This window comes from Microbacterium sp. NPDC008134, from assembly GCF_042957055.1.
Classification (GTDB): Bacteria; Actinomycetota; Actinomycetes; order Actinomycetales; family Microbacteriaceae; genus Microbacterium.
This window is the reverse complement of sequence record NZ_JBIBHO010000001.1, coordinates 1,818,521-1,844,661: the sequence shown is the minus strand read 5'-3', so window position 1 is coordinate 1,844,661 and position 26,141 is coordinate 1,818,521. Positions and strand designations below refer to the sequence as shown.

Here is a 26,141-nt window from a genome sequence, read left to right as displayed (position 1 = left end):
CCCCTCCGATGCGTGTGATCAGCGGCTCTCGACGCCCCGGATCTGCGGGGTGTGGAAGGACCCGCCGAACGCGCGGTCCGAGGCGCCCTCGCGATCCAGGTACGGCGAGGCGCCGCCGTCGATGAACGGCCAGCCGGCCCCCAGGATCAGGCAGAGGTCGATGTCCTCCACCTCCGGGACGACGCCCTCGTCCAGCATCCGCTTGATCTCGTCGGCCAGGCCGTCCTGCACGCGCTGCAGGATCGTCGCCGCCGACGCGGGAGCGGAGCCGAGAGCGGGCCGCAGAAGCTTCTCGGCCGGCTTCGTCCACCCGGTGACCCGGCCACCCTTGTCCTTCTCGACGATCGCGTCGAGTTCGGCGAGAGCGTGGAAGTTCTCGTTCGCGTAGAAGCGCTCGGGGAACGCCGTCGCCATCGTGTCCTGCACGTGGGCGGCGACCTTCCATCCGACGAGGTCGATCAGCTGGAATGGGCCCATCGGCAGGCCGAGGGGAGCGAATGCCTTCTCGACGTCGACGATCGGCGTGCCCTCGTAGACGGCGCGCGCGGCCTCGCCCATGACCTTGGCGAGCAGGCGGTTCACGACGAATCCCGGAGCGTCAGCCGTGAGTACCGCGTTCTTACCGAGAGTGCGAGCGACGACGAAGGCCGTCGACAGCGCGGCATCCGAGGTGCTCGGCGTCTTCACGATCTCGATCAGCGGCATGACCGCGACCGGGTTGAAGAAGTGGAAACCGACGAGACGCTCGGGGTGGGCGAGCTTCGCACCGATCTCTTCGACCGACAGTGATGAGGTGTTCGTCGCGAGGATCGCGTCCTCGGCGATGATCGTCTCGATCTCGCCGAACACCTGTTGCTTGACGCCGACCTCTTCGAACACGGCCTCGATCACGAAGTCGCAGTCCGCGTAGAGGGCCTTGTCGGTCGTGCCGGTGACGAGCGCCCGCAGCTTGTTCGCGGTGTCGGCGTCGAGACGCCCCTTGGCCTCGAGCTTGCCGATCTCTTCGTGGATGTAGGCCACGCCCTTGTCGACGCGGGCCTGATCCAGGTCGGTGATCAGCACAGGAACCTGCAGCTTGCGCACGAACAGCAGCGCGAATTGGCTGGCCATGAGGCCGGCGCCGATGATGCCGACCTTCGTGACCTTCTTCGCGAGCTGCTTGTCGGGAGCGCCGACCGGACGCTTCGCGCGCTTCTGCACGAGATCGAACGCGTACATCGACGCCGCGAACTGGTCGCCGGTGACGAGATCGGCCAGGGCCTCGTCCTCACGGGCGAACCCTTCGGCCTTCGTTCCGCTCTTCGCCTTCTCGAGCAGCTCGAGCGCCGCGTACGGCGACTTCGGCACGGTGCCGATCTTCGACTCGAGCATGCCGCGCGCCATCTTGATCGCGATCGGCCACTTCGTCAGCCGCTCGATCTTGCCGGGCTCGTTCTTGCGCTCGACCTTCTTGCCACCGAGCACCGCGTCGGCCCAGGCGAGCGAGTTCTCGAGGTAGTTCGCCGCCGGGAAGATCGCGTCGAAGATGCCGAGGTCGAAGGCCTGCTGCGGCTTGAGCATCCGATTCTGCTTGAGCGGATTCGAGATGACGACCTCGAGGGCGTTCTCGATGCCGATGAGATTCGGGAGCAGGTAGGCCCCGCCCCACCCGGGGATGATGCCGAGGAAGACCTCGGGCAGGGCGACCGCGGCGGCGGACGAGTCGACCGTGCGATAACTCGAGTTCAACGCGATCTCGAGCCCCCCGCCGAGTGCGAGACCGTTCACGAACGCGAACGAGGGCACGCCGAGCTCGCCGAGCTTGCCGAGCACTTTGTGTCCGAGCTGCGCGATGAGGCGGGCATTGTCGCGGGACCCCACCTTGCCGATGTCCGAAAGGTCGGCGCCGGCGGCGAGGATGTACTGCTTGCCCGTGACGCCGACCGCCTGGATCTCACCGGCGGCGGCCCGGGCGGCGAGGCCGTCGAGCGTCTCGCCGAGCTGGGTGAGCGTCGCAGGTCCCAGGGTGTTGGGGCGATTGTGATCGCGACCGTTGTCGAGGGTGATGAGCGCGAGCACCTTGCCGGACGCCAGACGGATGTCGCGGACGGGGGACTGCGTGATCACCTCGCCGTCGGTGAGCGCCTGGATCGGTGCGAAGTCGACGTTCGCGTACTGTTCGGAAACCGTGTTCGCCATGCCTGCCATCACTTCCGCTTCTTGCCGTCGTAGTGCGGGTTCTCCCAGATGACCGAACCGCCCTGTCCGAGGCCGACGCACATCGCGGTCAGGCCGTAGCGGACGTCCGGACGCTCGGCGAACTGGGCCGCGAGCTGGATCATCAGACGCACACCGGATGCCGCGAGCGGGTGACCGAGTGCGATGGCCCCACCCCACTGGTTCACGCGGGGGTCGTCGTCCGCGATCCCGAAGTGGTCGAGGAGTGAGATGACCTGGATGGCGAATGCTTCGTTGAGTTCGAAGAGTCCGATGTCGGAGATCGACAGGCCGGCCTTCTTCAGCGCCTTCTCGGTCGAGGGGATCGGACCGATGCCCATGATCTCGGGCTGGACGCCCGCGAAGGCGAACGAGACCATCCGCATCTTCGGGGCGAGGCCCAGTTCCTTCACGGCACCGCCACCGGCGAGCAACGACATCGTCGCGCCGTCGGTGAGGGGCGACGAAGTACCGGCGGTGACCCTGCCGTGCGGCCGGAACGGCGTCTTCAGTGCGGCGAGGTCCTCCATCGTGGTCTGCGGACGGCGGCCCTCGTCCTCGGTCGCGAGGCCCCAGGCGCCGTCGGCATCCTTGATCGCGACGGACACGAGATCGGGCTGGATCTTGCCGGCGTCGTAGGCGGCCTGCACCTTGTGCTGGCTGAGCATTCCGAATCGGTCGGAGCGCTCCTTGGTGAGGTGGGGGAAACGGTCGAAGATGCGCTCGGCGGTCACGCCCATGTTGAGGGCGCCGGGGTCGACCATCTTCTCGGCGACGAAGCGCGGATTCGGGTCGGCATTGCCACCGATCGGGTGGTGTCCCATGTGCTCTACGCCACCGGCCAGGGCCAGGTCGTACATGCCCACGCCGATCGAGGCACCCATGGTGGTGACGCTGGTCATCGCCCCGGCGCACATGCGCTCGACGGCCAGGCCGGGCACGGTCTGGGGAAGACCTGCCAGGATCGCGACGGAGCGCCCGAGTGTGAGGCCCTGATCGCCGGTCTGCGAGGTCGCGGCGATCGCCACGTCGTCGATCCGGTCGGCCGGGACGGCCTGATTCCGCTCCATGAGTCCGATGGTCGCCTTCACGGCGAGGTCGTCTGCGCGGGTGTTCCAGTACATGCCTTTTTCGCCGGCGCGCCCGAAGGGGGTGCGCACTCCATCGACGAAGAAGACGTCCGAGATCTCGGCCACTCTGCCTCCAAGTTTGTGCGGTGGCCTCAGTCTAGGGAGGCCCCGAAACGCGGAGGAATCGGTTGGATCGAACCTACGAAGCGGCGGCGGATGCCTCGTCAGGCTGTTGCGCGGCTTCTACAAATGCGGCGGCGATCTTCTGTGCGGTTTGTTCAACCTGCCAGGCGCGCGCCCCCAGAGCGGTGAGGGCGTCGCCGACGGCCGCCGGAGTCACTCCCGCGGGAGCCCACGCGATGCGGCGGAGGTAGTCGGGGGTCAACAGATTCTCCGTGGGCATGTGCAGTTCCTCGGCGATCGCCTCGACGGCGGGACGTGCGGCCTTGAGCCGCGCGTCCGCCTCGGGATTGCGGTCCGCCCAGGCGCGCGGGGGAGGAAGAGCGTCGCTCGGAACCCGCTCACGGGGCAGTTCCTCCGTCGCGCGTCCGTCGACGATGGCCTGCCACCAGCGATCGAGCTGCGTGCGGCTCGCGCGTCCCTGGAACTCCTTGATCCCGGCGAGCGCCTGCTTGCTCTGCGGGTTCCCGAGGACCGCAGCCACCAGCGAGCGGTCGGGGATGAGCCGGCCGGGGGAGACGTCTTGCGCCTGCGCGTACGACTCACGGGCCTGCCAGAGGGATCGCGCGACGGCCAGATTGCGGGCGCCACGCACCTGATGCAGTCCGCTCAGGCGCCGCCAGGGGTCTTCGCGCGGCGGCTTGGGGGCACGGCTCAGGGTCGCCGCGAACTCCTCGGCTGCGAAGGCGGTCTTGTTCTGCTCGTCGAGTTCGAGGGCGAGTGCGTCGCGCACGTCGATCAGGTGCAGCACATCGAGCGCCGCGTACTCGAGCCACGCGTCCGGCAGGGGCCGCGTCGACCAGTCGGCGGCCGAGTGCTCCTTCTTCAGCGTGATGCCGAGCGTGTGCTCGACGACGGCGGCGAGTCCCACGCGCTCGTGGCCGAGCAGGCGCGAAGCGAGCTCGGTGTCGAAGATCGTCTTCGGCTCCAGATCGAGCTCACGCAGCGAGGGCAGATCCTGGCTCGCGGCGTGGAAGACCCATTCGACGTCGCCGATCGCCGCGCTCAGCGGGGTGAGGTCTCCGATGGCGGGCGGGTCGAAGAGGTACACGCCCGCGTCCCGGCGGAAGACCTGCACGAGATACGCGCGCTGCGAGTAGCGGAAGCCGGAGGCGCGCTCCACATCCACGGCGACCGGCCCGGTGCCGTTCGCGAGGACGGCGCAGGCGGCGCGGAACTCCTCGGCATCCGAGATCACGGAATATTCAGTCACGTACAGCCTTTCGCGCGCCGAGAACGGCGATGCCCTCGGAACCGGGCGGAAGACCCGCCAGCATTCCGACCAGTTCGGCCCATGCTTCGACGTGGGGTCGGAACGGGCCCTGCGGAGTCCAGGACGCCCGCAATTCTATCTGTGCACCGTCGCCTTCGAGGGCGAGACTCCCGAATCCCTTCGACAATGTCTTGGTCGACGTGCCCGAAGCCGCGCTGTATCGAGCCTCTCGGGACTCGAGCGCATCGACGAGCCATGACCAGGTGACGTCGGCGAGAAGGGGATCGGTGCCGATCTCGGTCTCGAGGGGGGCTTGCGCGAAGATCACGATCCGCCAGGCACCTCCCCACCCCGACGGTTCCTCCGGATCGTGCAGCAGCACGAAACGACCCGTGCCGTAGACGGAGTCGCCGTCGTCGTCGGGCCGGACGTCGGCGGCGAGTGCCAGCGCGAAGGGAGCGAGGCCGGTCGGTGTCGGGATCTCGCGCACGGTGATGTCATCACGGAACGCCGTCGCCCGCAGTTCTGCGGCGGCGTTCTCGAAGAGGGTCCCGGCATCGGGGGGTGCGGTCACGGCAACAGGCTAGAGTCAGGAAGCGATGAAGAGTCTCAGGCACGCCGTTGCACTCCTCCTCCCTGTCCTGCTCGCGCTCGGAGCGGCGTCCGCGCTGCTCGTGCTGAGCATCGCCCGTCGCGTCGTGATGCCGACACGGAACGGCCCCAACACGAAGATCATCGCGGTCGACACCGGAGCGCAGACGATCGAGCTCGGTCGCACGCTCGACACCGAGCTCCCCGGGCGTTACGGGCTCTACACGACCGGGACCTACGGATACGTGAAGCTGGGCGCCGTGCTCAGCGCCGACAGCACGACCGTACGACGCAAACTCCTGACGCAGATCGAGCCGGGCGCGCGCGTGGATCGCGATGCCGGTTTCAGCGGCTGGTACTACTCGGCCCCGTCCGAGCTGCATCTCCCGTGGAGCAACGTGCTCATCGGCTCGCCGGCGGGTCCGTGCCCAGCATGGTTCTTCCCCGCGGAGTCGAGCACCTGGGTGATTCAGGTCCACGGACGCGGAACGACCAGGGCGGAGTGCCTGCGCGCGGTACCCGTGCTCCACGCGGCCGGTCTGCCGAACCTCGTCGTCTCATACCGCAACGACGGCGAAGCGCCGCGCAGCCGCGGCGGGGCCTACGCCCTGGGCGCGGCGGAGTGGCGCGACGTGGATGCCGCGATCGCCTATGCGCTGCGGCACGGGGCCGAGCGGGTCCTGCTGATGGGATGGTCGATGGGCGGTGCCGTCTCGCTGCAGACCGCTGTCAACTCGGGCAACCGCGATCGCATCGCCGGGCTGATCCTGGAGTCGCCGGTGGTCGACTGGCGCACCGTGCTGCGCTATCAGGCGCGCGAGGCGGGGCTCCGTGCACCGCTGCCGGCGCTGGCGATGGGAGCCCTGTCGCTCCCCGTCACGGCCCGGTTGAGCGGGGCGGAGGATGCGATCCCGTTCGACAGCCTCGACATGGTCGCGCGCGCGGAGGAGCTCGTCGCTCCGATCCTCATCCTGCACAGCGACGACGACGGTTTCGTGCCGGCGGATGCCTCGCACGCGCTGCGGGATGCGCGCCCCGACCTCGTCACGATGCCGCCCTTCTCGGGTGCACGGCACACCAAGATCTGGAACTACGACGAGGCCGGCTGGTCGACGGCGATCCGCGAGTGGCTCGCGGCGCAGGGCCTCAGCGCTTCTGCCTGACCTGCTTCTTCGCCCGCATGAGCATGCCCGTCATGCCTCCGATGCGCAGGGGTGAGACCGCCTTGGTCAGCCCGATCGCCTGCGGGTAGTCCTCGGGGATCGCCAGCACTTCGTCGGGCGTGAGCCCCGTGATGCCCTGCACCAGGATGCTCGCGAATCCGCGGGTCGTCGGTGCCTCCGGCGGTGCGGTGGCGTGCATGACCACACGACCGTCGACGATCTCGACGTAGATGTACACGGGGGACTGGCACTCGGCGACGCGCTCGCACATCTCCGGATGGTTCGCGACTTCCTCGGAGACAGCGGGGAGCTCGTCGGCGAACTCCAGCAGGAGCAGCAGCCGGTCGCTCTCGGGCGTCTCCAGGAAGGCGTCTCGGATCTCGGCCAGGGTCTCAGGAACGTGCGTGTCGCTCATCCCTGTCATTGTCACACGTTCAAATCGATCCCGGCTCCGAGCCGGTCACGATCGGCACGCGCACAGCGCTGCCCCACTCGGTCCAGGAACCGTCGTAGTTGCGGACGTTCTCGAATCCGAGGAGGTGCTTGAGCACGAACCACGTGTGGCTCGATCGCTCACCGATACGGCAGTACGCGACGACCTCGTCACCGTCGGCGAGACCGGCCCCGTCGCGGTAGATGGCGTCGAGCTCGGCGCGCGACTTGAAACCACCGTCCTCCGCGACCGCCTTCGCCCACGGCACGCTCTGCGCGGTGGGGATGTGGCCGGCGCGGAGCGTGCCCTCCTCGGGGTAGGCGGGAGCGGTCGTGCGCTCTCCGCTGTACTCCTCGGGCGAGCGGACGTCGATGAGCGGCTTGCCGATGTGGGAGAGCACGTCTTCCTTGTAGGCGCGCAGCAGCGTGTCATCGCGCTCCACGACCGGGTACTCGACCGCCGGACGGTTCGTCGCCTCGCGCGTGATCTCACGGCCCTCGGAGATCCAGCGGTCGCGACCGCCGTCGAGCAGGCGAACGTCCTCGTGGCCGAAGAGGGAGAACACCCACAGCGCGTATGCCGCCCACCAGTTGTTCTTGTCGCCGTAGATGACGACCGTGTCGTCGCGGGCGATACCCTTGCGGCTCAGCAGCTCGGCGAAGCCCTCGCCGTCGACGTAGTCGCGCACGACCGGGTCGTTGAGCTCGGTGTGCCAGTCCACCTTCACGGCTCCGGGGATGTGCCCGGTCTCGTACAGGAGCACGTCCTCATCGGACTCGACCACGACCAGGCCCGGCTCTCCCAGATGGGCGGCGAGCCAGTCCGTGCTGACGAGCCGTCCCGGCTCGGAGTACTCGGCGAACTTTGCGGACGACGTGTCGAACTCGATGGTCACGGGATGCTCCTCGGGGGTGTGCGAGTGAAGGGGACGGGCGGCGACGGCGTAGTGTTGATCCGTCGCTTCGACGATAGTTCCCCGCGGTGCCACCGGCGCCGGATTCGTAAGACTTCGACACAGGAAACGAATGACCGACACGCAGAGCACCACGGGCGTCGTGCGCCTCAGCGACCGCCAGCCGACCGTCACCGGTCCCGAGATGCTCGCGAGCCTCGTGCCGCCGCCGCAGTTCGACGGCGCGACCTTCGAGAGCTATCGCGCGGATGAGGCCTATCCCTCCCAGGAAGAGGCGAAGGAGGCGCTCCTGCGGTTCGCCGGACGCGGTGCGCCGGTGAAGAAGGCGTCGTTCTTCAGTCGTCCGAAGAAGGAGCAGGCCGTCAAGCCCGGCGTGTACCTCGACGGTGGATTCGGCGTCGGCAAGACGCACCTGCTCGCGTCGATCTATCACGCGATGCCCGCGCGGCGGAAGTACTTCGGATCGTTCATCGAGTACACCGCTCTGGTCGGCGCCCTGGGCTATAAGAACACGGTCGACCTGCTGCGTGGCGCCGACCTGCTCTGCATCGACGAGTTCGAGCTCGACGATCCGGGCGACACCATGGTCATGACCCGCCTGCTGGGCGAACTCGTCACGTCGGGCACGAAACTCGCCGCCACCTCGAACACCCCGCCGAACGCTCTCGGCGAGGGGCGGTTCGCCGCGCAGGACTTCCTCCGCGAGATCCACCAGATGTCGGACAGCTTCCAGACGATGCGGATCGACGGGGTCGACTTCCGTCAGCGTGCGATCGACGGGCAGTCGATCGTGCTCTCGGACGACGACTATGCGGCGGCGATCGCCTCGGCGTCCGCTACGGGCCTCGTCTCCGACGATGCGTTCGACGAGGTCGTCGCGCACCTGGCGCAGGTGCATCCCTCGCGCTACATCCGGCTCATCGACGGGCTCCGCCTCGTGGGTCTGCGCGATGTTCGCGTGCTCACCGATCAGTCCGAGGCGCTCCGTTTCGTCGCCTTCGTCGATCGCGTGTACGACGCGCAGATCCCGATCGTCGCGACCGGAGTTTCGCTCGACCAGGTGTTCGCCGAGGAGATGCTCGGCGGCGGTTACCGCAAGAAGTACCTGCGCGCCATCTCACGGCTGAATGCACTGACGCATTCCAGCCCCGCGTAACGCGATGGTTACACACCGACGTCGGGTGTAACCGGAGCGAAACACTCCTCGCGTCTCCCCGAAACCGGGCATCGCCACACTGGTGCTCTCAGTTACTCGGATGTGAGGTATTCCATGGATGCTCCCGGCAACATCTCCTGGGCGATCACCGCGACCGCCCTCGTTCTTCTCATGACCCCCGGTGTCGCCTTCTTCTACGGCGGCCTGGTCAAGGCGAAGAGCGTGGTCAGTATGATGATGATGAGCTTCGGCTCCATCGGACTGGTGGCCGTGCTCTGGATCCTGTTCGGCTACTCGATGAGTGCGGTCGACAGCCCGACGCAGTTCGCCGGCAACCCGTTCGCCGACTTCGGTCTTTCGGCACTCTCCGAAGGCCCCGACGCGAACGTCGCCCTGCTCGGTGTCGCGTACGGCGCCACCTTCGCGATCATCACGGTCGCCCTGATCTCCGGCGCCATCGCCGACCGCGCCAAGTTCGGCTCCTGGCTGATCTTCGCCGGCATCTTCGCCACGGTCGGGTACTTCCCGATCGCCGCGTGGGTCTGGGGCGGCGGCTGGATCATGAACCTCGGCACCACGCTCTTCGGTGAGGACAGCGGCATCGCCGTCATCGACTACGCCGGTGGTACCGCGGTGCACATCAACGCGGGTGCTGCAGCTCTCGCCCTCGCTCTCGTCCTCGGCAAGCGCATCGGCTTCCAGAAGGGCATCCTCAAGCCGCACAACGTGCCGCTGACGCTGCTCGGTGCGGCTCTCCTGTGGTTCGGCTGGTTCGGATTCAACGCCGGTGCGGAGTGGCTGTCGGAGGACATGGGCGGTGTCGGACTCATCGGCATCAACACCCTCGGCGCGACGGCCGCGGCCATCATCGGTTGGATCGTCATCGAGAAGATCAAGGACGGAAAGCCCACCTCGGTCGGCGCCGCCTCGGGTGCGGTCGCCGGTCTCGTCGCCATCACGCCCGCCTGCGCCAACCTGACGCCGGGCTGGGCACTGGTCCTCGGTCTCGTCGCCGGTGTCGTCTGCGCTCTGGCCGTCGAGCTCAAGTTCCGCCTCGGCTTCGACGACTCGCTCGACGTCGTCGGCATCCACCTCGTCGGTGGTCTCATCGGTACCCTCTACCTCGGCTTCTTCGCCACCGGTCAGGGAATGTTCACCGGTGGTGACTGGCGTCTGCTGGCCGTCCAGGCGATCGCCGCCGGCGGCGTGCTGATCTACTCGTTCGTCGTCGCCTTCATCATCGGCTTCGCAATCGAGAAGACGATCGGCTTCCGCATCACGAGCGAAGACGAGATCGCCGGTGTCGACTCGGTCGTCCACGGCGAGGAGGGCTACGCGCTCACCAACGCGTGACCGTCCAGCGCGAGCGACGTAGTGTGAGCGTGTGAGTTCATCCAGGAGCATCCTCGTCACGATCGCGCAGGCGCTGCTCGACGCACTGACACCCCGAACGTCCCGGCCCCGCAAGGAGCCGGGACGTTCGGCTGTTCTCACGACGATGAAGACGGATGCCGGGCGCTCCCGCGGGAGCGAGACGATTCGTCTCGATCCCGCGCACCTCGACGACGTCGTGATCTCCTACGCGCCCGATCGCGACGGTGCCCCCGACGCCGGAGAGATCATCTGGACGTGGGTGCCGTACGAGGAGAACGACGGCCGCGGCAAGGACCGTCCGGTGCTCGTGATCGGCCGGGAGTCCGCGGATCGGGTGTTCGCGGTGCGGATGACCAGCCGCTCGCACGACGGCGACCGCGACTACCTGTCGATCGGTGCGGGGGAGTGGGATTCCCAGGGTCGCGAGTCCTGGGTCGACGTCGAACAGCTCTACAGCGTGCACGACGCGGGGATGCGCCGCGAGGCGGCCGTGCTCGCGCGTGGGCGCTTCGACCGGGTCGCCGCGGCGCTCCAGCGGCGCTACGGCTGGCGCATCGCCCGATAGGGGACTCCTCCAATCCGTTTCCGCCGGGGTGCCGAACACCTTGCATGAGCCGCTCCCGCGGTTCCCGCACAAGGAGGCATCATGCGTTTCATCCCCACCAAGGTCCACGGAGTCCTCGACTACCTCGTCGGCATCGCCCTGATCGCCGCGCCCTGGCTGTTCGGGTTCTCCGCCGTCGGCGGCGCAGCGGTCATCATCCCGATCGTTCTCGGCGTCGGCCTCATCGTCTACAGCCTCTTCACGAAGTACGAGTGGGGCCCCTTCGGATTCATCCCGATGCCGGTGCACCTCGTCTTCGACATCGTCGCCAGCCTGTTCCTCGCACTGTCGCCCTGGATCTTCGGCTTCTCCGGTGAGGCCCTGAACGTCTGGCTGCCGCACGTCGTCGTCGGTGTGACGGTCATCATCGTCGTGCTGTTCTCGAAGCCGCAGCCCGAGACCACGCCGCGGGCCGCCCGAGCCTGACGCGCGTACCGGACGGCGCCCCTCCTGTTCTGAGCGGGAGGGGCGCTCCCATGTGCAGTGGCGCCGCCGGACTCAACCGCCCTGGACGAGCAGACCGCCCTCGTAGGCGAGGATCACGAGCTGGGCACGGTCGTGCGCGCCGGCCTTGGTCATGATCCGGTTGACATGGGTCTTCGCGGTGTGCGGCGAGATGAACAGCTCGGCGGCGATCTCCTGATTGGATCGACCGCGACCGACCATGATCAGGACTTCGCGCTCGCGTTCGGTGAGGGAGTCGAGTCGGGAGATTCCCGGAACGGGCTCGCCCCGCGCGGGCGTCGCGACGAAACGATCGATGAGAGCGCGGGTGGCCACGGGCGACAGCAGCGCGTCGCCGGCGTGCACCGAGCGCACGGCCCGTGGGATCTCCTCGGGTTCGGAGCCCTTGCCGATGAAGCCGCCGGCACCCGCGCGGAGCGCCTGGACGAGGTATTCGTCCTCCTCGAAAGTGGTGAGGATGAGCACCCGGACGTTCTCGAGGCCCGGTGTGCGGCAGATCTGCGCGGTCGCTTCGATGCCGTCGAGCACCGGCATCCGAATATCCATGATCACGACGTCCGGCCGGTGCGCGGTGGTGAGATCGACCGCTTCCCGTCCGTTCGCCGCCAGTCCGACGACGTCGATGTCGTCCTGCGCGCCGAGGATGTCCGCGACCGCCTGACGGATGAGCGCCTGGTCGTCGACCACGAGAACACGGATCATGACTGGTCCTTCGATCGGGGCATCCAGGCATGGATCTTCCAACCGCCGCCGTCGGGTCCGGCGTCGACCGTGCCACGCACCGATGCCACTCGCTCGCGGAGACCGACCAGACCGAGGCCGGAGGAATCATCGACATCGCGCGCCGGCGGCATCGCCATCGGATTGGTGACCGAGATCATCAGCTCGTCGTCATCGGCGTGGAGCAGGAGGTGCGCACGATGCTCGGCGCCGTGCTTGTGGGCGTTCGTGAGCGCCTCTTGCACGACGCGGTACGCGACGAAACCAGTCGCGCCGGTGACGCGTTCCACGTCTCCCTCCCGGCGCATCGTGACCTCGAGGCCCGACGCGGCGAACTGCGCGACCAGATCGTCGATCCGGTCCATGCCCGCCAGCGGGACCGACGCCTGCTCGCCGTCATCGGCCGTGCGCAGCATCGACATCAGGTCGCCGATCTCGCCGAGCACGATGCGGGCGGCGCCGCGGATAGTCGCCAATGCCTGCTTCGCTCTGTCCGGGCGATCGTCGATCACCGAGGTCGCCACCCCCGCCTGCAAGCTGATGACGGCGATCTGGTGGGCGACCGCATCGTGCAGGTCGCGGGCGATCCTCAATCGCTCCTCGCTCACCCGCCGCTGCGCTTCGGACTCCCGACTGCGCACGGCGCGCTCCGCGCGCTCGGTGATGGCGGCGATGTAGTCGCGACGCGAACGCGCCGCGTCGCCGAGGGCGGTCGACAGCGCCACGATCAGCCCGAACTGGAATGCCCGGGGGTCGTACACCGAGCCGATCGCCGATAGGAGGGACAGCAGCATCACGGCGACGACGGCGCACGCGGCGAGGACCAACGCTCGTCGGCGGGTCGAGCGCAGCGTCACCTGGTACATCGCGAGACCGATCGCGATGCCGATTCCGGGCGAGAGGATGCCGGTGGCGGCTGCCGCACCGAAGTTCATCAGGAGTGCGACGAGCGTCAGGATCGGCCACCGTCTGCGCCAGGGGAGGATCGCGAGGGGCAGAAGGACGAGGACGAGCGAGAGCGCACTCGTCGGGCGGAAGTCGGGGATCGGGGTCGGCGCCAGGGCGAACACGAGCACGACGATCGAGACGAGGACATCGGGGAGCCACCGGGGCATCCGCGGGCGCGGATCGGCGGGTGCCTCCGGAACGTCCGTGAACTCTGACATCCCCTCAGTCTGCCGTGGAACGGGTGCCGATGCGTCCGTCGCCCGTGGCACCCCGGATACCGCGAACGCGGTAGAACCGAACCGCCGCGGAGGGATGTGCGGGCTCGGTGCCGGGAGGGACGCTGAGAGCCGCCGAACCGATTGGAGTCCTCCGATGGCCTCACCCCTCCTGCAGATCAGGGATGTCCACAAGTCCTACGGGCGCGGCCCGACCCGCTTCGATGCGCTGAAGGGAGTGAGCTTCGATGTCGGGGAAGGAGAGTCGATCGCGATCGTGGGCAAGAGCGGATCCGGCAAGTCGACGCTCATGCACCTGCTCGCCCTGCTCGACGCCCCGGACACCGGGACGATCTCCCTGGAAGGCGCGCCGACGTCGCGGCTGCGTGGTGCGCAGCTCAACCGCACGCGGAACAAGACCTTCGGCTTCGTGTTCCAGCAGTTCTTTCTCACCGGCGGTGACAGCGTCCTGGAAAACGTCGTGCTTCCGCTCAAGATCGCCGGCGTCGGTGCGGGCGAGCGCCGCCGACGCGGGATGGCCGCGCTCGAGCAGCTCGATCTCGCCGACAAGGCACGGAACCGGGCGGTCGATCTCTCCGGGGGCCAGAAGCAGCGCGTGGTGATCGCGCGTGCACTCGTCAACGATCCGCGCATCATCTTCGCCGACGAACCGACGGGGAATCTCGACAGCGCGACGGGGGCGGTGGTCGAGGACATCCTGTTCGGCCTCAATCGCGAGCGCGGCATCACGCTGATCGTCGTCACGCACGATGAGGAGCTCGCGGCGCGGTGCGATCGGCGGATCGTGATCCGCGACGGTCGGATCGTCGACGAGAACGACTCGGCGGTGGCCGCATGAGGGCGGCGGACCTCGTCGGTTCGGCGATCTCGAACACGTTCCGGGCGAAGACCCGGACGATACTCACCATCCTGGCCATCTTCGTCGGCGCCTTCACGCTCGCGCTGACCGGAGGCCTCGGCACCGGCATCAATCGGTACATCGACGACACGGTCTCGGGGGTCGGGGCATCCGATGCGATGAGTGTCACGCGGGCCGCGGACGATTCGGGAGGCCTGCCGGGCGCATCCGGTGGGGCGCCACGGGAATACGAGCCCGATGCCGTGTCGAGCGGCATCCCCGGGCAGACGGTGATCGCGCTCGATTCCGCGGACATCACCGAGCTCGAGGGAATCAACGGCGTCCTGCGCGTGGACCCCACTCGGACGTTCACTCCGGACTTCATCCGGGTGGGGGACGGCACGCCGTTCGTCGCCTCCGTCGGGAGCCTCATCCCGGGGCAGACGACCGTGCTCGCTGCCGGGACGGACCCGGACGACGGGGCTTCGGAGACGGAGGTCGCTCTCCCCGCCGCCTACGTCGCCGCCCTCGGCTTCGCGGACGACGACGATGCGCTCGGGGCCACCGTCACTCTGGGGATCACGGATGCCGCGCGCACCTCGCACACGATCGAGGCGACCGTGGTCGGGATCACCGAGGAGGCTCTTGCGAGTCCGACCGGGTCGAGCATCCTCGTGAACCAGGCGATGAGCGACGCTCTCTTCGAGGCGCAGACGACCGGTCTGCCGGCGGATCAGGTCGACCGCTTCGCGTCGGCGACGGTGTGGTTCGCGCCGGACGCGACGGACGACGAGATCCAGGCGCTGAAGGAGCGCCTGTCCGATGCCGGGTTCACCGGGACGACAGTGGCCGACCAGCTCGGCACCATCACGACCGTCATCGACGGGATCGTGCTCGTCCTCAACGCCTTCGCGATCATCGCCCTCCTGGCGGCCGCCTTCGGCGTCGTGAACACGCTGTACATGTCGGTGCAGGAGCGCACGCGGGAGATCGGGTTGATGAAGGCGATGGGGATGGGGTCGGGTCGCGTGTTCGGGCTGTTCAGCCTCGAAGCGGCCTTCCTCGGTCTGCTCGGCAGCGCGATCGGCGTCGGGATCGCGATGCTCGCCGGTACCGGGATCAGCGCGGTACTGGCCGACGGTCTTCTCGCCGATCTGCCGGGGTTGACCCTTATCGCCTTCGACCCGGTCTCGATCCTGTCGATCATCCTGCTCGTCATGGTGATCGCCTTCCTCGCCGGCACCCTGCCCGCCGCCCGGGCGGCGCGGGCCGATCCCGTCGAGTCCCTGCGTTACGAGTGAGGCGCGGTCGGCGGCTGCGGTCTCGCGCTCACGGCCGGGACCACAGCCGCTCGACCGCGACCTCCCGCCCGAGGATCCGAGTAGCCGCGCGGTGCCCCGACAGGAGGGCGGCGGGCACGGTCGCGGGGTCGTCGGTCCAGGTCGCCTCTCCCGCGATGTGCAGCACGCCGCCGATCGGGGTCGCCAGGTCGTCGTGATCGGCGGTCGTCGCGCCGAGCGTCATGTAGGCGTATGCACCGTGGGTGAACGGGTCGTCCTGCCAGTGGGTGCGAGTCACGGCGACGGGTGCCGGAACGTCGTCGCCGAAGAGTCGTCGCAACTGCGCGAGCACCGACTCCACGACCCGTTCGTCGTCCCATCTCCGTGTCTCCTCGGCCGCCGGACCCGCGGCGAAAGTCAGCAATGTCGGTTCATCGTGCAGGGAGGTGAGGTCGTACCAGGAGTGCCACCAGCGTCCCTCGGGGCCTTGCTGGCGTATCGCGTACACGTCGTCGTCCCAGAATCGCGTGGGGAATCGGAGGAAGACCTTCTCGAATGCATTCATGCGCAGGCGCGACAGGGCCGCGGCGTTCGGCTCGGGCAGCGCGGGGTCGATCACGAGGGCGGAGGACTGCAGCACGCCGACCGGCATCGTGAGCACGGCCGCCGCTGCGCGGAAAACACCGTGGACCGTGGTGACGACGACGCCCTCCACCGACCAATCCACGCGGGAGACGACGTGGTCGAGCCGCACGTCGAGTCCGTCCGCCAGATGCGTCGCCAGATGGTCGTACCCGTCGGGGAACACGACTTCGTCGCCGTCGATCGTGTCGTCGTCGAGGCCGTGAGCGGCGAGATCCTCGATCCAGGCGCCGTACTGCTCCTCGGCGCGGTGCTCGAGATACTCGCGCACGCGCTGCGCGCGATCGATGCTCCATCCCTGGGATGTGAGAGCGGCTTCGGTCACGTCGCGGTAGGACGCGTCGGGCGCGGATGCGGCGATGATGTCGCGCAGCGCGGCATCCACCGCATGGATGTCGGCGACGTACGCACGGGCATCCGCATCGGACAGGCGGATGCCGTCGGGGCCGTAATGCGCGATCGGGCGGCTGTCGGGCTGATAGCCGCCGACGGTGAACTCCTGCGTGCGCATGCCGAACGCGGTGGCCGCCGCCGCGACGGGACTGCCGTCGACGCCGTGGATCCAGGAGGCGCCGAGGTCGGTGACCCGTCCGGCCGAGCGATCCGTCGTGACGCGTCCCCCGATGCGATCCCGCGCCTCGAGCACGACGACGCCGAGGCCCTCCGCTCGGAGGAGTCGGGCGGCGGAGAGGCCGGAGATTCCCGCACCGATCACGATCGCGTCAGAGGTGTGCATGGGGACTCCTTCGCCGGAGGGCATCGCAGGGTGGTGATCCCGACGTTAGTCAGTCCGGCCCCGCGGAGGGAAGGGCATACGGCGACGGCCGGGGCCGATCGTGTCGGGTCCGGCCGCCGCCGTGGGATGGGCGTCAGTTCGACCGGACGAGGATCTTCGCCCCGGCGCCGCCGCGGAGAGCGTGGATCGCGTCGACGACCCCGTCCAGGGGCACGTCCTGCACCCAGCCGGTCGTGTCGTACACGCCCTCGGCCATCGCGGCGATGACCGCGTCGAAGTCCTCGGGGAGGTAGGCCAGCGCACCGGCGATCTCGGTCTCGCCCATCACGAGCTGGGTCGGCAGGAACTCCATCGTGCGCTCGTGGATCGCCACGACGACGACCCGTCCGCCCGGGACGAGGCTCGCCAGCGACGAAGTGACGGCGGGGCCGGCGCCGGCCGCATCGAAGGCCACGTCGACGCCGTCGCCGTCGGTGAGTGTGGCCACGGCCGCGGCGAGATCCTCGGTCACCGGGTCGATGACCGTGGCGCCGAGGGCCGCGAGGATGGCGCGTCGTTCCGCGCTCGGCTCGGACACCAGTACCTTCTCGACGCCGCGGGCCTTGAGGGCGAACCACACGCCGATGCCGATCGGCCCGGCGCCGGCGATGAGTGCGGTACCGCCCGACTTCACCCCGCTGCGCGAGACGGCGTGCCACGCCACCGACATCGGCTCGACCAGCGCGCCGAGGCGCAGGTCGACGCTCTCGGGGAGCACGTGCAGTTTCGACGCGTCGACGGTCGTGAATTCGGCCATGCCACCGCCGTGGGAGCTCAGGCCGTGGAACCCGATCTTCTGGCACACGTTGTACTTGCCGCGGCGGCACGCCGGGCACTCTCCGCAGTAGTAGATGGGCCAGACTGCCACCCGGTCACCGACCGAGAAACCATCGACGTCCGCGCCCAGCTCGACGATCGTGCCCGAGAACTCGTGGCCGAGGATTTGAGGGAGCGTCGATCCCGTGACCGGGTGCGGGTGCTCGAAGTCGAGGCCCGCCGCCTCCGGTGTGTAGTAGACGTGCAGATCGGAGCCGCAGATGCCCGCGAAGGCATTGCGCAGCTTGACCTGGCCGGGACCCGGCGACGGATCGGCGACCTCCTCGATGCGGAGATCCTCCTGTGCGTGGAAAACTGCGGCCTTCATCCTTCTCTCCATTTCCGGCGGCCGTCAGCGCAGCCACCACTCCGGGGACGCCGCGAGGATGAGCCTCACGGCGCGGTCGATGTCGTCGTCGCCGCTGCGCAGCCACTCCTCGATGGATCCGACGGTGCCGGCGGCGGCGTAGGCGATCGCGATCCGCATCGCCGCGGGATCGTCGCGGAAGGCCGACGGCACGATGTCGGGGTGCAGCTGCGCCCAGATCTCGAGACCCGAGCGGATCGAGCGCTCCAGGTTGCTGCGTACGGGAGCGGCGAGCAGGGGGTGCATCGCGCCGCGATAGACGCCCGCGCGGCGCAGGACGTGTTCGAGGAGCGCCCGTTCGGCATCGCCGATCACGTCGGTGCGCGGCAGGATCTCCATCGCTTCGGCGATCTCGGACGAGAGGGCGTCGGCGAGGAGGTCGACGGGACTCTCCGCGTGACGGTAGAACGTGTCGCGGGTCACGCCGGCCTCGGTGCAGATAGCGGAGGCGGTCACATCGGCGATCGGCATCCGTCCGGCGAGAGTGAGGACCGCCGCGCGAAGGTGCTCCCGTGAACGTCGCGCCCGTGCATCCATGTGCTCAGTTTATCCGACATGTGTCAGATAGGGCGTATCGTGGCGATCGAACACGACACCACGAGGGTGCCGGAGAGAGGAAGTCATGTCAGGGTTCGAGAACAGCGTCGCGGTCGTCACCGGCGGAGTGTCGGGGATCGGAGCCGCGATCACACGCCGCCTCGTCGAGCGCGGAGCGAAGGTGTTCGTCGCTGACATCAACGCGGACGCCGTGGCCGCCGCCACAGAGACTTTCGGCGAGAACGTCGCCGGCATCCGCACCGACGTCACCGACGAGCAGTCGATGGAGGCACTCTTCGCCGCTGCCGTCGAGCGCTTCGGCCGCATCGACGCGGTGTACAACGTCGCCGGTGGATCGAAGCCCGCCCGCATCGTCGACATGGATCTCGCGACGTGGGACTTCAACATCAAGCTGAACCTCTACGGTGCCTTCCTCGGCACGAAGCTGGGCGCGAAGCAGTTCCTCGCGCAGGGGACGTCGGGGTCGATCGTGAATATCGCGTCCTTGAACTCCCAGGTGCCGATGCACTTCGGTGCCGGGTACTCGACCGCCAAGGCCGGTGTCGTGATGCTCACGAAGAACGCCGCTCTCGAACTCGCCGAGCAGGGCATCCGCGTGAACGCGGTCTCGCCGGGTCTCGTCGCCACTCCGCTCACGGGTGGGCTGCTGGCCGTTCCGGGGGTCATGGAGACGTACCTCGACCGCATCCCCGCGAAGCGCGCCGCCGACCCCGACGAGATCGCCGGCGTCGCGCTGTTCCTCGCCTCGGCCGATGCCTCGTACGTCAACGGCGAGAACATCGTCGTCGATGGCGCCTGGGCGACGACCGGCTACCCGGACCTGCGCCCGTTCATGGGCTGATCAGCCGGTCACAGCGGCACGACCAGGGGCGTCCCGGCGTGCGGGTCGGGGATCACGGAGCAGGCCAATCCGAAGACCTCCTCGACCCGCTCGGCGGTGACGATGGTGGAAGGATCCCCGGATGCGACGATCTCGCCGTCGCGCATCATGATCATGTGATCGGCGAAGCGTGCGGCCTGATTGAGATCGTGCAGCACCGCGACGACGGTGCGCCCCTCGGCGTGGAGTCCGTGGAACAGCCGCAGCAGGTCGTACTGGTGCGCGATGTCGAGGAACGTCGTCGGCTCGTCCAGCAGCATCGTCGGCGATTCCTGGGCGAGCAGCATCGCCACCCAGACGCGCTGACGCTGGCCTCCGGAGAGCTCGTCGACGAGACGTCCCGCGAGCTCCGTCGTGCCGGTCGCGGCGAGAGCGGCGGCCACGGCCGCCTGGTCGGTGTGCGACCACTGGCGCAGGATCGTCTGATGGGGATGGCGCCCGCGAGCGACGAGGTCGGAGACGCGGATGCCGTCGGGCGCGAGGGACGTCTGGGGGAGGAGCCCGAGTCGCCGTGCGATCTCCTTCGTCGGCAGTTCGGAGATCGAACGGCCATCGAGCAGTACCTGCCCGGTCGTCGGCCGAAGAAGTCGGGCGAGCGCCCGCAGCAGTGTCGACTTGCCGCAGGCGTTCGGACCCACGATGACCGTGAACGATCCGGCCGGGATCTCGACGTCGAGGTGCTCCGACACCACGCGGCCGTCGTAGCCGATCGTCAGGTCGTGGCCCCGCAGGCGGGCGTGGGTGAGGGTCTCGGGCATCGTCATCGTCTTCTCGCTTCTTGGATGAGCAGCCACACCAGGTAGACGCCGCCGAGGCAGACGGTGACGAGGCCGACGGGGATCTGTGTCGGGGCGAACAAGCGCTGTGCGAGGACATCGCTCGCGACGAGGAGCAGGGCGCCGAGCGCGGCGGATGCCGTGAGCGTGACGCTCGCCGACCCGGTGAGACGGCGGGCGATCTGCGGCGCCGCGAGGGAGATGAAGGCGATCGGTCCCGCCATGGCCGTGACGACAGCGGTGACACCGACGCCGAGGATCACCAGCGTCAGGCGCACCCCTCCGGTGCGCACACCGAGGGCGGAGGCCGCGTCGTCACCGAGCTCGAGCATGTGGAGGCGATCGGCGAGCATCGCGACGGCGATCGAGATCGGGATGATGACGCACGCGGCGATGCCGACCTGTTCGGCCGTGATCAGATTGAGCGATCCCGCGCCCCACGCGCTGGCGAGGAGCGCGACGTTCAGGTTCGCGTTCAGGATGATCCACGTGTTCACCGATGCCAGCATCGACGCGATTCCGATGCCGACGATGATGAGTCGGAATCCTGTGAACCCGCGCCGGAAGGCCAACAGGTAGACGATCGATGCGGTCGCCGCGCCGCCGAGCAGGGCAGCGGCCGCGGTTGACGCGACGCTGACGCCGAACGTCGTGATCACGATCAGGGCGCCGGTGTAGGCCCCGGCGTCGAAGCCGATGACATCGGGGCTCCCCAGCGGATTTCGCGTGAGCGATTGGAAGATCGCGCCGCCGATACCGAGGGCAGCGCCGAAGACGAGCGCGCCGAGAACCCGGGGCAGACGCCATTCGATGATGACGAGCTCGGCGCGGGGCTCGCCGAAGCCGAGGAGCGTCGCGATGACCTCGCCGGGGGTGAAGACGGCGTCGCCGAGGGTGAGGGCGAACACTCCGATCGTGATCGCGAGCACCGTGGCGGCGACGGCGACGATCGTCGCGCGCACGCCGATGCGCCGGGAGAAGACGGGCGTGCGCAGGGTGAAGATACGGCGGCCGGCATCGACCGGAGACGCCAGGCGATCGACGCTCACAGTCCACTCACCTTCCGTCGGCGCACGAGGGCGATGAGGACGGGGGCACCGATGATCGCCGTCACGACCGAGACGGGCAGCTCGCCCGTGCGGAGCACGAGCCGTCCCGTCACATCCGCGGTGAGGAGTAGCAGTGGCGCGGCGAAGAGGGTGCCGAGGAGGATCCATCCCTGATGCGGTCCGACGAACCAGCGCACGGCGTGCGGCACCATCAGTCCGACGAAGGCGATCGGACCCGCCGCGGCGGTGGCCGCGCCGCACAGCAGCGTGACGGCCACGATCGAGAGCACGCGCGTGAGAGTGACCCGGGATCCGAGAGCCGTCGCGAGATCGTCGCCGAGCGCGAGGGCGTTGAGCGAGGGTGCGAGGCACAACGCGAGCACGAGGCCGACGAGCACGAAGGGCAGCACGGTGTAGACGTCCGCGGTGAGCGAGGTGAGCGAACCCGCGTTCCAGCTGCGCATCCGATCGAAGACGCTCGGGTTGAGGAGTCCGATCGCCGCCACGACACCGCCCATCACGGCGCCGAGCGCGACTCCGGACAGCGTCATCCGCATCGGGTCGGGGGCGGTGCGGCCGGCCGAACCGATGAGGTAGACGAGGACGGTCGCCGCGATCGCTCCGGCGAACGCGAACCAGATGTATCCGCTGGCCGCGCTCACGCCGAAGAACGCCACCCCGATCACGACGCCCAGGCTCGCGCCCGCGTTGACCCCCAGGATGCCGGGATCGGCGAGCGGATTGCGGGTGAATCCCTGGATCAGGGCGCCCGCGATCCCCAGTGCCGCTCCGACCGCGAGGCCGACGACCGTGCGCGGGATGCGCATGCCCTGCACGATCGCGCCGGCGTCTCCGGTGCCCGAGGTCAGGCCGTGCCAGACCTCGAACGGGGAGATCCGCTGCGAACCGAGCAGCACGCTCGCGACGCACACGAGCGCGAGCGCGCCGGCGAGGAGAGCGATCACCAGGCCGCGGCGTACGACCGAGACATGCGGCACCGTCTCCTCGACGAGCGTCGAGGTCATCCCGCGCACCTCACAGGCCGAGTTTCTCCAGCTCGGCGTCGTAGGCGTCCTCGATCTCCTCCTCGGAGCGGCTGTCATCGTCCCACATGGCCATCAGACGTGCGTGCGTCTTCTCGTCGAGGGATTCGTACCGCTCGCGCCAGGCTTCGGCGTTCTCGGTCCAGTACCCGAGGATCTTGTAGTCACTCGCCGCGAGCTTCAGTTCGTGACGGAGGTGCTTGCGCACGCCACGGGTGGCTTTCGTCTCGCCGGCGACCCACACGTATCCGCGACCGTTCGGGAGGTCGGACGCGCGAAGTATCTCCTCGATGCGCGTGGGGCCGTGGCCGTTGCCACCGTGGACCCAGTGCAGCTCGACCCCGTCCGGGGTCGTGACATCGAGCTCGTCCTCGGCGGTCGCGACCTCGACGACCACACGGGTGCGGACGCCGGACGGCGCGTTCTCGGCGAGGCGGGCGGCCGCGGGCAGGCCCGTGGCGTCGGCGATCAGCAGTTGCCACTCGATGTCGGCCGGCGCCGCGTAGAGCGCCTTCGGAGTGTTGACCCCGAGGACGTCACCGGGCTGGGCGCGCAGTGCCCAGGCCGCAGCGATCCCTCCGTCGTGCACGACGAAGTCGATCGTGAGCTCACGGGCCGCGGCATCCCACTCGCGCACCGTGTACGTGCGCATCGGAGCAGGCTCCACACCCTCCGGGAAATCCCAGTAGCCGTCGTCCGTCGGGAACGGCAGGTTCGGCTCGGTCTGTCCCTCCGTCGGGAAGAAGACGCGGAAGTATTCGTCGCCCACGCCGGTCGTCACGAATCCGTCGAGTCCTTCGCCGCCGAAGACGACCCGCATCATCCCGGGGCTCAGCCGCTCGACGCGCTGCACGACGACGCGGTGCACGAGGTTGACGGTCATCCGAGGAGCGCCTTCTCGACGACGGTGAGGAACGCGTCCATGCCGCTGGGGGAGCCGTAGATCATCTCGTAGTTGTAGGGGTAGTACTCGCCGTCCTGCACGAACGAGAGGTTCTGCCAGATCGCGTTCTGCTTGAGGGCTTCGTCCTCCTCGACCCAGACCGTTCCGTCTTCCTCTGCTCCGGTGAAGACCACGTCGATGCCGTCGAGCTGGCCGAGCTGCTCGGGGCTCAGCTCCGCATACTCGTCGCTCGCGGGCAGGCCGTCCTCCGTCGCGTTCATGAGCGGTGCCATCTCCAGCCCGAGATCGGCGAAGACGAGGCAGGGGACGCCGTAGCAGGAGGTCGTGACCTGACCCTCCCAGTAGCCCATGTCGGCGACGACCGGGTGGATGTCGGCGGCGTCGAGACGCTCGCGGATGTCTGCGATGCGAGCTTCGTACCGGTCGACCCACGCCTGCCACTGCTCTTCGCGGCCCAGGTCGGTCGCGGCCTTCGCGACGACATCGCGCCAGTCGCCTCCGTCGAACGCGTTGTACGTGTAGGTCGGGGCGATCTTCTGGAGCTGCCCGTCGAGGTCCTGCTCGTAGCCGAGGCCGTTGAGGATGAAGTCCGGCTCCGCCTCGAGCACCGCCTCCAGGTTGAACTCGGGGAAGTTGCCGAAGGTCGCCAGGCCGTCCAGTTCTTCCTGCGGGAAGAAATCGGGGAACGCCGTGAAGTCGTCGCGGATCGGCTGCGTGTCGGCGAGGTCGAAACCGAGCGTGATGAGGATGTCGAGGTCGGTCGTGTAGAACCCGAGGGCTGCGGTCGGCTCGGCGGGGATCTCGATGTCGACACCGGTGGGCGTCGTGAGCTCCACGGTCTCGTCCGCGGTCGAAGAGCCGCCGGCGGACGAGGCCGCGCACGAGGTGAGGAGCAGACAGGTCGCCGCGAGCGCGACGAAGGATAGGGGTGTGGAGCGCATGGGGGTCTTCCGGGAGGGGATCGGGGCATCGAGGCTTAGGTAAGGCTCGGCTTACCCAGTATGAACGCGTCGAATGTCGCGCAGATGCCACACCGTGTCGAGGTCACGCCGACTTCGGGGAGTCTTCGTTTCGTCGGGCGGCGTAGTCGCCGGGCGTGCGCCCGAGCTCTCGACGGAACGCCTGGACGAACGCGCTCGGCGTCGCGTAGCCCGAGCGTCGGCTCACGTGCGCGACCGTGTAGTCGGCGGCGAGCCACTCGATCGCGCGCCGCATGCGCGCGCGCGTCCGCCACGTCGAGAAGCTCAAACCGGTTTCGGCGACGAAGAGGCGGGAGAGGTTTCGAGCGCTGGCACCGACGTGGTGTCCCCAATCCTCGATGGAGCGATCGTCCGCGGGGTCGGAGAGGAGTGCTTCGGCGATGGGCCGTGTGCGCGGGTCGAGGGGGAGGGGGAGATCGACGATGGATGCCGTCACCGGCTCGAGCAGGCTTGCGGCGAGTTCTTCGGCGTGCAGGCGCGGTCCGGCGGCGAGATAGGGAGGGGCTTCGAGTCGGTCGAGCACCGCACGCATCACCTCGGGCATGGCGACCGCGGTCACGCGCGACGAGATCGACGCGATACCGCTGTCGACGAAGGTGCAGCGGAAGGATGTGCCGGGGGCGGCTGCGACGCGATGGCCGACGCCGGCCGGGATCCAGAGGCCCTGGGTGGCGGGAATGGCGAAGTGACCGTGATCGGTCTCGGCAGTGAGCACGCCTCGCGCGCCCCACAGCAGTTCGTGACGATCAGGATGGGAGTGGGTGTCCCATGCGGCACCGTCGGCGACGTCGAAATCGTTCGTCCCGATGCGCCAGACGACGGTCTCCTCGGAGCCGGTATCGGTGAGCGACATGAATCTCCGCCTGGTGATCGCGCGAGTAGTTTAGGCGACCCTAAGTTACCACGGCGAAGCATCGCCGCCCCGAGTTTCTCCGGAGATGACCGAAGCCCCGCTCCGTCAGTGCGACGGGCGGGGCTTCATCTGTGGGCGATACCGGACTCGAACCGATGACCTCTTCCGTGTGAAGGAAGCGCGCTACCAACTGCGCCAATCGCCCATGACCCAGGGGGTCGAGAAACGATACTACCGGACGCATGCGGGCTGTGATGACCATCCGGCGAGACACGCGCGAGATTCGCGTTCGGTTTGGACAGTCGTCGATCATCGGCTAATGTTTCATAAGTGCCCGGGACAACCGGGAACAAAATGCGGATGTAGCGCAGTTGGTAGCGCACAACCTTGCCAAGGTTGGGGTCGCGAGTTCGAGTCTCGTCATCCGCTCGAGTGCAGAGGGTCTTCTTCGGAAGACCTTCAGCACGTGGGGTCAATCCACACGGTGGCGTGGCCGAGCGGCTAGGCACCGGCCTGCAAAGCCGTTTACACGGGTTCGAATCCCGTCGCCACCTCACTGAGAACTGAATAGCCTTCATAGGCGCGATTGGCGCAGCGGTAGCGCGCTTCCCTGACACGGAAGAGGTCACTGGTTCGATCCCAGTATCGCGCACATACGAAACCCCCGGTTCTCCCCGGGGGTTTTTGCGTTCTCCGGGAAGTGCCGGGCGCGGAACGGGAGAGCGCTCAGTCGTCGTCGTGGCTCAGGAAGACGAAGACCCACACGCCGCCGCCAACGATCAGAGCGAGTGCGAGCCCGAGCGCCGCAGCGAACCCTCCGCTCCCGTACATCCAGCCCGGAATCAGCGCGCACCCCACGGGGGCATCCGGCTGCCAGGTTCCGGCGAGCCAGCCACTTCTGCAGTGGACTTGGATCGCCGGCGCGATGAACATCGCGATGACGAACCCGCCGATCGCGCCGGTGAACGCCGTCCACACCGCCCCGAACTGCGCGTTGGCGCGCGATTCCGCCTCACCCATCATCGGTACCCTTTCCCCAGTGGTACCCCTCCGAGGACAGCAAAGCACGTCGTCCTCCTCCGCGGAAGAGCGATCGGGTCGAGGGGAAGTGCTCTGTC

26 protein-coding genes and 4 tRNA genes are annotated in these 26,141 nt (G+C 68.4%); 11 read left to right on the top strand and 19 right to left on the bottom strand.

Annotation, left to right across the window (positions count from 1 at the left end):
- Positions 1–18: 18 nt before the first annotated feature.
- The 4 genes from ACFY9N_RS08740 to ACFY9N_RS08725 all read right to left on the bottom strand — a co-directional run bounded on the left by ACFY9N_RS08740 (position 19) and on the right by ACFY9N_RS08725 (position 5,233).
- Entirely contained in the window at positions 19–2,187 is a 2,169-nt protein-coding gene (locus ACFY9N_RS08740; protein ID WP_391478087.1) for a 3-hydroxyacyl-CoA dehydrogenase NAD-binding domain-containing protein, read from the bottom strand.
- Positions 2,187–3,392: a thiolase family protein gene (locus ACFY9N_RS08735; protein ID WP_391478085.1), complete on the bottom strand. Its 1,206-nt coding sequence runs from the start codon at positions 3,390–3,392 to the stop codon at positions 2,187–2,189. The genes ACFY9N_RS08740 and ACFY9N_RS08735 overlap by 1 nt, the downstream gene beginning before the upstream one ends.
- Before the next feature lie 73 nt (positions 3,393–3,465).
- Positions 3,466–4,659: a ribonuclease D gene (locus ACFY9N_RS08730; RefSeq protein WP_391478084.1), complete on the bottom strand. Its 1,194-nt coding sequence runs from the start codon at positions 4,657–4,659 to the stop codon at positions 3,466–3,468.
- Complete coding sequence (locus ACFY9N_RS08725) at positions 4,652–5,233, bottom strand: DUF3000 family protein (protein WP_391478083.1); 582 nt, start codon at positions 5,231–5,233, stop codon at positions 4,652–4,654. Before ACFY9N_RS08725 ends, ACFY9N_RS08730 begins: the two co-directional genes overlap by 8 nt.
- Positions 5,234–5,258: 25 nt before the next feature.
- Between ACFY9N_RS08725 and ACFY9N_RS08720 the strand changes: the two genes are divergently transcribed.
- Positions 5,259–6,413 carry an alpha/beta hydrolase gene (locus ACFY9N_RS08720; protein ID WP_391478082.1) on the top strand — a complete coding sequence of 385 codons (1,155 nt, stop codon included), beginning with the start codon at positions 5,259–5,261 and terminating at the stop codon, positions 6,411–6,413.
- Here ACFY9N_RS08720 and ACFY9N_RS08715 read toward each other — a convergent pair.
- Together ACFY9N_RS08715 and ACFY9N_RS08710 are read right to left on the bottom strand one after the other, a co-directional pair.
- Entirely contained in the window at positions 6,397–6,828 is a 432-nt protein-coding gene (locus ACFY9N_RS08715; protein WP_391478081.1) for a SufE family protein, read from the bottom strand. The two genes, ACFY9N_RS08720 and ACFY9N_RS08715, sit on opposite strands and share 17 nt — an antisense overlap.
- A 19-nt stretch (positions 6,829–6,847) precedes the next feature.
- Positions 6,848–7,741 carry a sulfurtransferase gene (locus tag ACFY9N_RS08710; protein WP_391478080.1) on the bottom strand — a complete coding sequence of 298 codons (894 nt, stop codon included), beginning with the start codon at positions 7,739–7,741 and terminating at the stop codon, positions 6,848–6,850.
- 130 nt (positions 7,742–7,871) lie between these two features.
- Here ACFY9N_RS08710 and zapE point away from each other — a divergent pair, with 130 nt between their 5' ends.
- The 4 genes from zapE to ACFY9N_RS08690 all read left to right on the top strand — a co-directional run bounded on the left by zapE (position 7,872) and on the right by ACFY9N_RS08690 (position 11,319).
- On the top strand, positions 7,872–8,915 hold the full coding sequence (gene zapE / locus ACFY9N_RS08705) for a cell division protein ZapE (protein WP_391478078.1): 1,044 nt from the start codon (positions 7,872–7,874) through the stop codon (positions 8,913–8,915).
- Positions 8,916–9,029: 114 nt separating this feature from the next.
- Complete coding sequence (locus tag ACFY9N_RS08700; RefSeq protein WP_391478077.1) at positions 9,030–10,268, top strand: ammonium transporter; 1,239 nt, start codon at positions 9,030–9,032, stop codon at positions 10,266–10,268.
- A 31-nt stretch (positions 10,269–10,299) separates the two neighbouring features.
- Entirely contained in the window at positions 10,300–10,854 is a 555-nt protein-coding gene (locus ACFY9N_RS08695) for a type II toxin-antitoxin system PemK/MazF family toxin (protein WP_391478076.1), read from the top strand.
- Between the two features lie 81 nt (positions 10,855–10,935).
- The gene (locus tag ACFY9N_RS08690; protein ID WP_391478075.1) at positions 10,936–11,319 is read left to right on the top strand and encodes an SPW repeat protein; all 384 of its coding nucleotides are present in this window, start codon (positions 10,936–10,938) and stop codon (positions 11,317–11,319) included.
- A gap of 72 nt (positions 11,320–11,391) precedes the next feature.
- Here the strand turns inward: ACFY9N_RS08690 and ACFY9N_RS08685 are convergent, their stop codons facing one another.
- Both ACFY9N_RS08685 and ACFY9N_RS08680 read right to left on the bottom strand, forming a co-directional pair.
- A complete protein-coding gene (locus ACFY9N_RS08685) occupies positions 11,392–12,060 on the bottom strand; it encodes a response regulator (RefSeq protein ID WP_391478073.1) in 669 nt (222 codons plus the stop codon).
- On the bottom strand, positions 12,057–13,244 hold the full coding sequence (locus ACFY9N_RS08680; RefSeq protein WP_391478072.1) for a sensor histidine kinase: 1,188 nt from the start codon (positions 13,242–13,244) through the stop codon (positions 12,057–12,059). Before ACFY9N_RS08680 ends, ACFY9N_RS08685 begins: the two co-directional genes overlap by 4 nt.
- Positions 13,245–13,398: 154 nt before the next feature.
- Between ACFY9N_RS08680 and ACFY9N_RS08675 the strand changes: the two genes are divergently transcribed.
- Complete coding sequence (locus tag ACFY9N_RS08675) at positions 13,399–14,100, top strand: ABC transporter ATP-binding protein (protein WP_391478070.1); 702 nt, start codon at positions 13,399–13,401, stop codon at positions 14,098–14,100.
- On the top strand, positions 14,097–15,401 hold the full coding sequence (locus ACFY9N_RS08670; protein ID WP_391478069.1) for an ABC transporter permease: 1,305 nt from the start codon (positions 14,097–14,099) through the stop codon (positions 15,399–15,401). The genes ACFY9N_RS08675 and ACFY9N_RS08670 overlap by 4 nt, the downstream gene beginning before the upstream one ends.
- A gap of 28 nt (positions 15,402–15,429) precedes the next feature.
- Here the strand turns inward: ACFY9N_RS08670 and ACFY9N_RS08665 are convergent, their stop codons facing one another.
- From ACFY9N_RS08665 to ACFY9N_RS08655, 3 genes are all read right to left on the bottom strand, one after another.
- Positions 15,430–16,758, bottom strand: a complete 1,329-nt coding sequence (locus ACFY9N_RS08665; RefSeq protein WP_391478068.1) for a flavin monoamine oxidase family protein — start codon at positions 16,756–16,758, stop codon at positions 15,430–15,432.
- Between the two features lie 133 nt (positions 16,759–16,891).
- Positions 16,892–17,941: a 2,3-butanediol dehydrogenase gene (locus ACFY9N_RS08660; protein ID WP_391478067.1), complete on the bottom strand. Its 1,050-nt coding sequence runs from the start codon at positions 17,939–17,941 to the stop codon at positions 16,892–16,894.
- Positions 17,942–17,965: 24 nt separating this feature from the next.
- Positions 17,966–18,517, bottom strand: coding sequence for a TetR/AcrR family transcriptional regulator (locus ACFY9N_RS08655; protein ID WP_391478066.1), 552 nt, complete (start codon positions 18,515–18,517; stop codon positions 17,966–17,968).
- Positions 18,518–18,602: 85 nt separating this feature from the next.
- Between ACFY9N_RS08655 and ACFY9N_RS08650 the strand changes: the two genes are divergently transcribed.
- Positions 18,603–19,379 (top strand): SDR family NAD(P)-dependent oxidoreductase, encoded by a 777-nt coding sequence (locus tag ACFY9N_RS08650; protein WP_391478064.1) that lies wholly within the window; start codon positions 18,603–18,605, stop codon positions 19,377–19,379.
- An 8-nt stretch (positions 19,380–19,387) separates the two neighbouring features.
- Here ACFY9N_RS08650 and ACFY9N_RS08645 read toward each other — a convergent pair whose 3' ends face one another.
- From ACFY9N_RS08645 to ACFY9N_RS08615, 7 genes are all read right to left on the bottom strand, one after another.
- On the bottom strand, positions 19,388–20,176 hold the full coding sequence (locus tag ACFY9N_RS08645; protein ID WP_391478062.1) for an ABC transporter ATP-binding protein: 789 nt from the start codon (positions 20,174–20,176) through the stop codon (positions 19,388–19,390).
- 2 nt (positions 20,177–20,178) lie between these two features.
- Positions 20,179–21,243: a FecCD family ABC transporter permease gene (locus ACFY9N_RS08640; RefSeq protein WP_391478061.1), complete on the bottom strand. Its 1,065-nt coding sequence runs from the start codon at positions 21,241–21,243 to the stop codon at positions 20,179–20,181.
- Positions 21,240–22,268 carry an iron chelate uptake ABC transporter family permease subunit gene (locus tag ACFY9N_RS08635; RefSeq protein ID WP_391478059.1) on the bottom strand — a complete coding sequence of 343 codons (1,029 nt, stop codon included), beginning with the start codon at positions 22,266–22,268 and terminating at the stop codon, positions 21,240–21,242. Before ACFY9N_RS08635 ends, ACFY9N_RS08640 begins: the two co-directional genes overlap by 4 nt.
- Positions 22,269–22,278: 10 nt before the next feature.
- Entirely contained in the window at positions 22,279–23,169 is an 891-nt protein-coding gene (locus tag ACFY9N_RS08630) for a siderophore-interacting protein (RefSeq protein ID WP_391478058.1), read from the bottom strand.
- The gene (locus tag ACFY9N_RS08625) at positions 23,166–24,131 is read right to left on the bottom strand and encodes an ABC transporter substrate-binding protein (protein ID WP_391478056.1); all 966 of its coding nucleotides are present in this window, start codon (positions 24,129–24,131) and stop codon (positions 23,166–23,168) included. Before ACFY9N_RS08625 ends, ACFY9N_RS08630 begins: the two co-directional genes overlap by 4 nt.
- A gap of 103 nt (positions 24,132–24,234) precedes the next feature.
- Entirely contained in the window at positions 24,235–25,023 is a 789-nt protein-coding gene (locus tag ACFY9N_RS08620; RefSeq protein ID WP_391478055.1) for a helix-turn-helix domain-containing protein, read from the bottom strand.
- A 132-nt stretch (positions 25,024–25,155) separates the two neighbouring features.
- A tRNA-Val gene (locus ACFY9N_RS08615) sits at positions 25,156–25,228 on the bottom strand.
- A gap of 151 nt (positions 25,229–25,379) precedes the next feature.
- Here ACFY9N_RS08615 and ACFY9N_RS08610 point away from each other — a divergent pair.
- From ACFY9N_RS08610 to ACFY9N_RS08600, 3 genes are all read left to right on the top strand, one after another.
- Positions 25,380–25,452 (top strand) — tRNA-Gly (locus ACFY9N_RS08610).
- Positions 25,453–25,506: 54 nt separating this feature from the next.
- A tRNA-Cys gene (locus ACFY9N_RS08605) sits at positions 25,507–25,577 on the top strand.
- Between the two features lie 26 nt (positions 25,578–25,603).
- A tRNA-Val gene (locus ACFY9N_RS08600) sits at positions 25,604–25,675 on the top strand.
- Between the two features lie 74 nt (positions 25,676–25,749).
- On the opposite strand, the gene ACFY9N_RS08595 is transcribed toward ACFY9N_RS08600, so the two are convergent.
- A complete protein-coding gene (locus ACFY9N_RS08595; protein ID WP_391478053.1) occupies positions 25,750–26,043 on the bottom strand; it encodes a hypothetical protein in 294 nt (97 codons plus the stop codon).
- Positions 26,044–26,141: the final 98 nt, after the last annotated feature.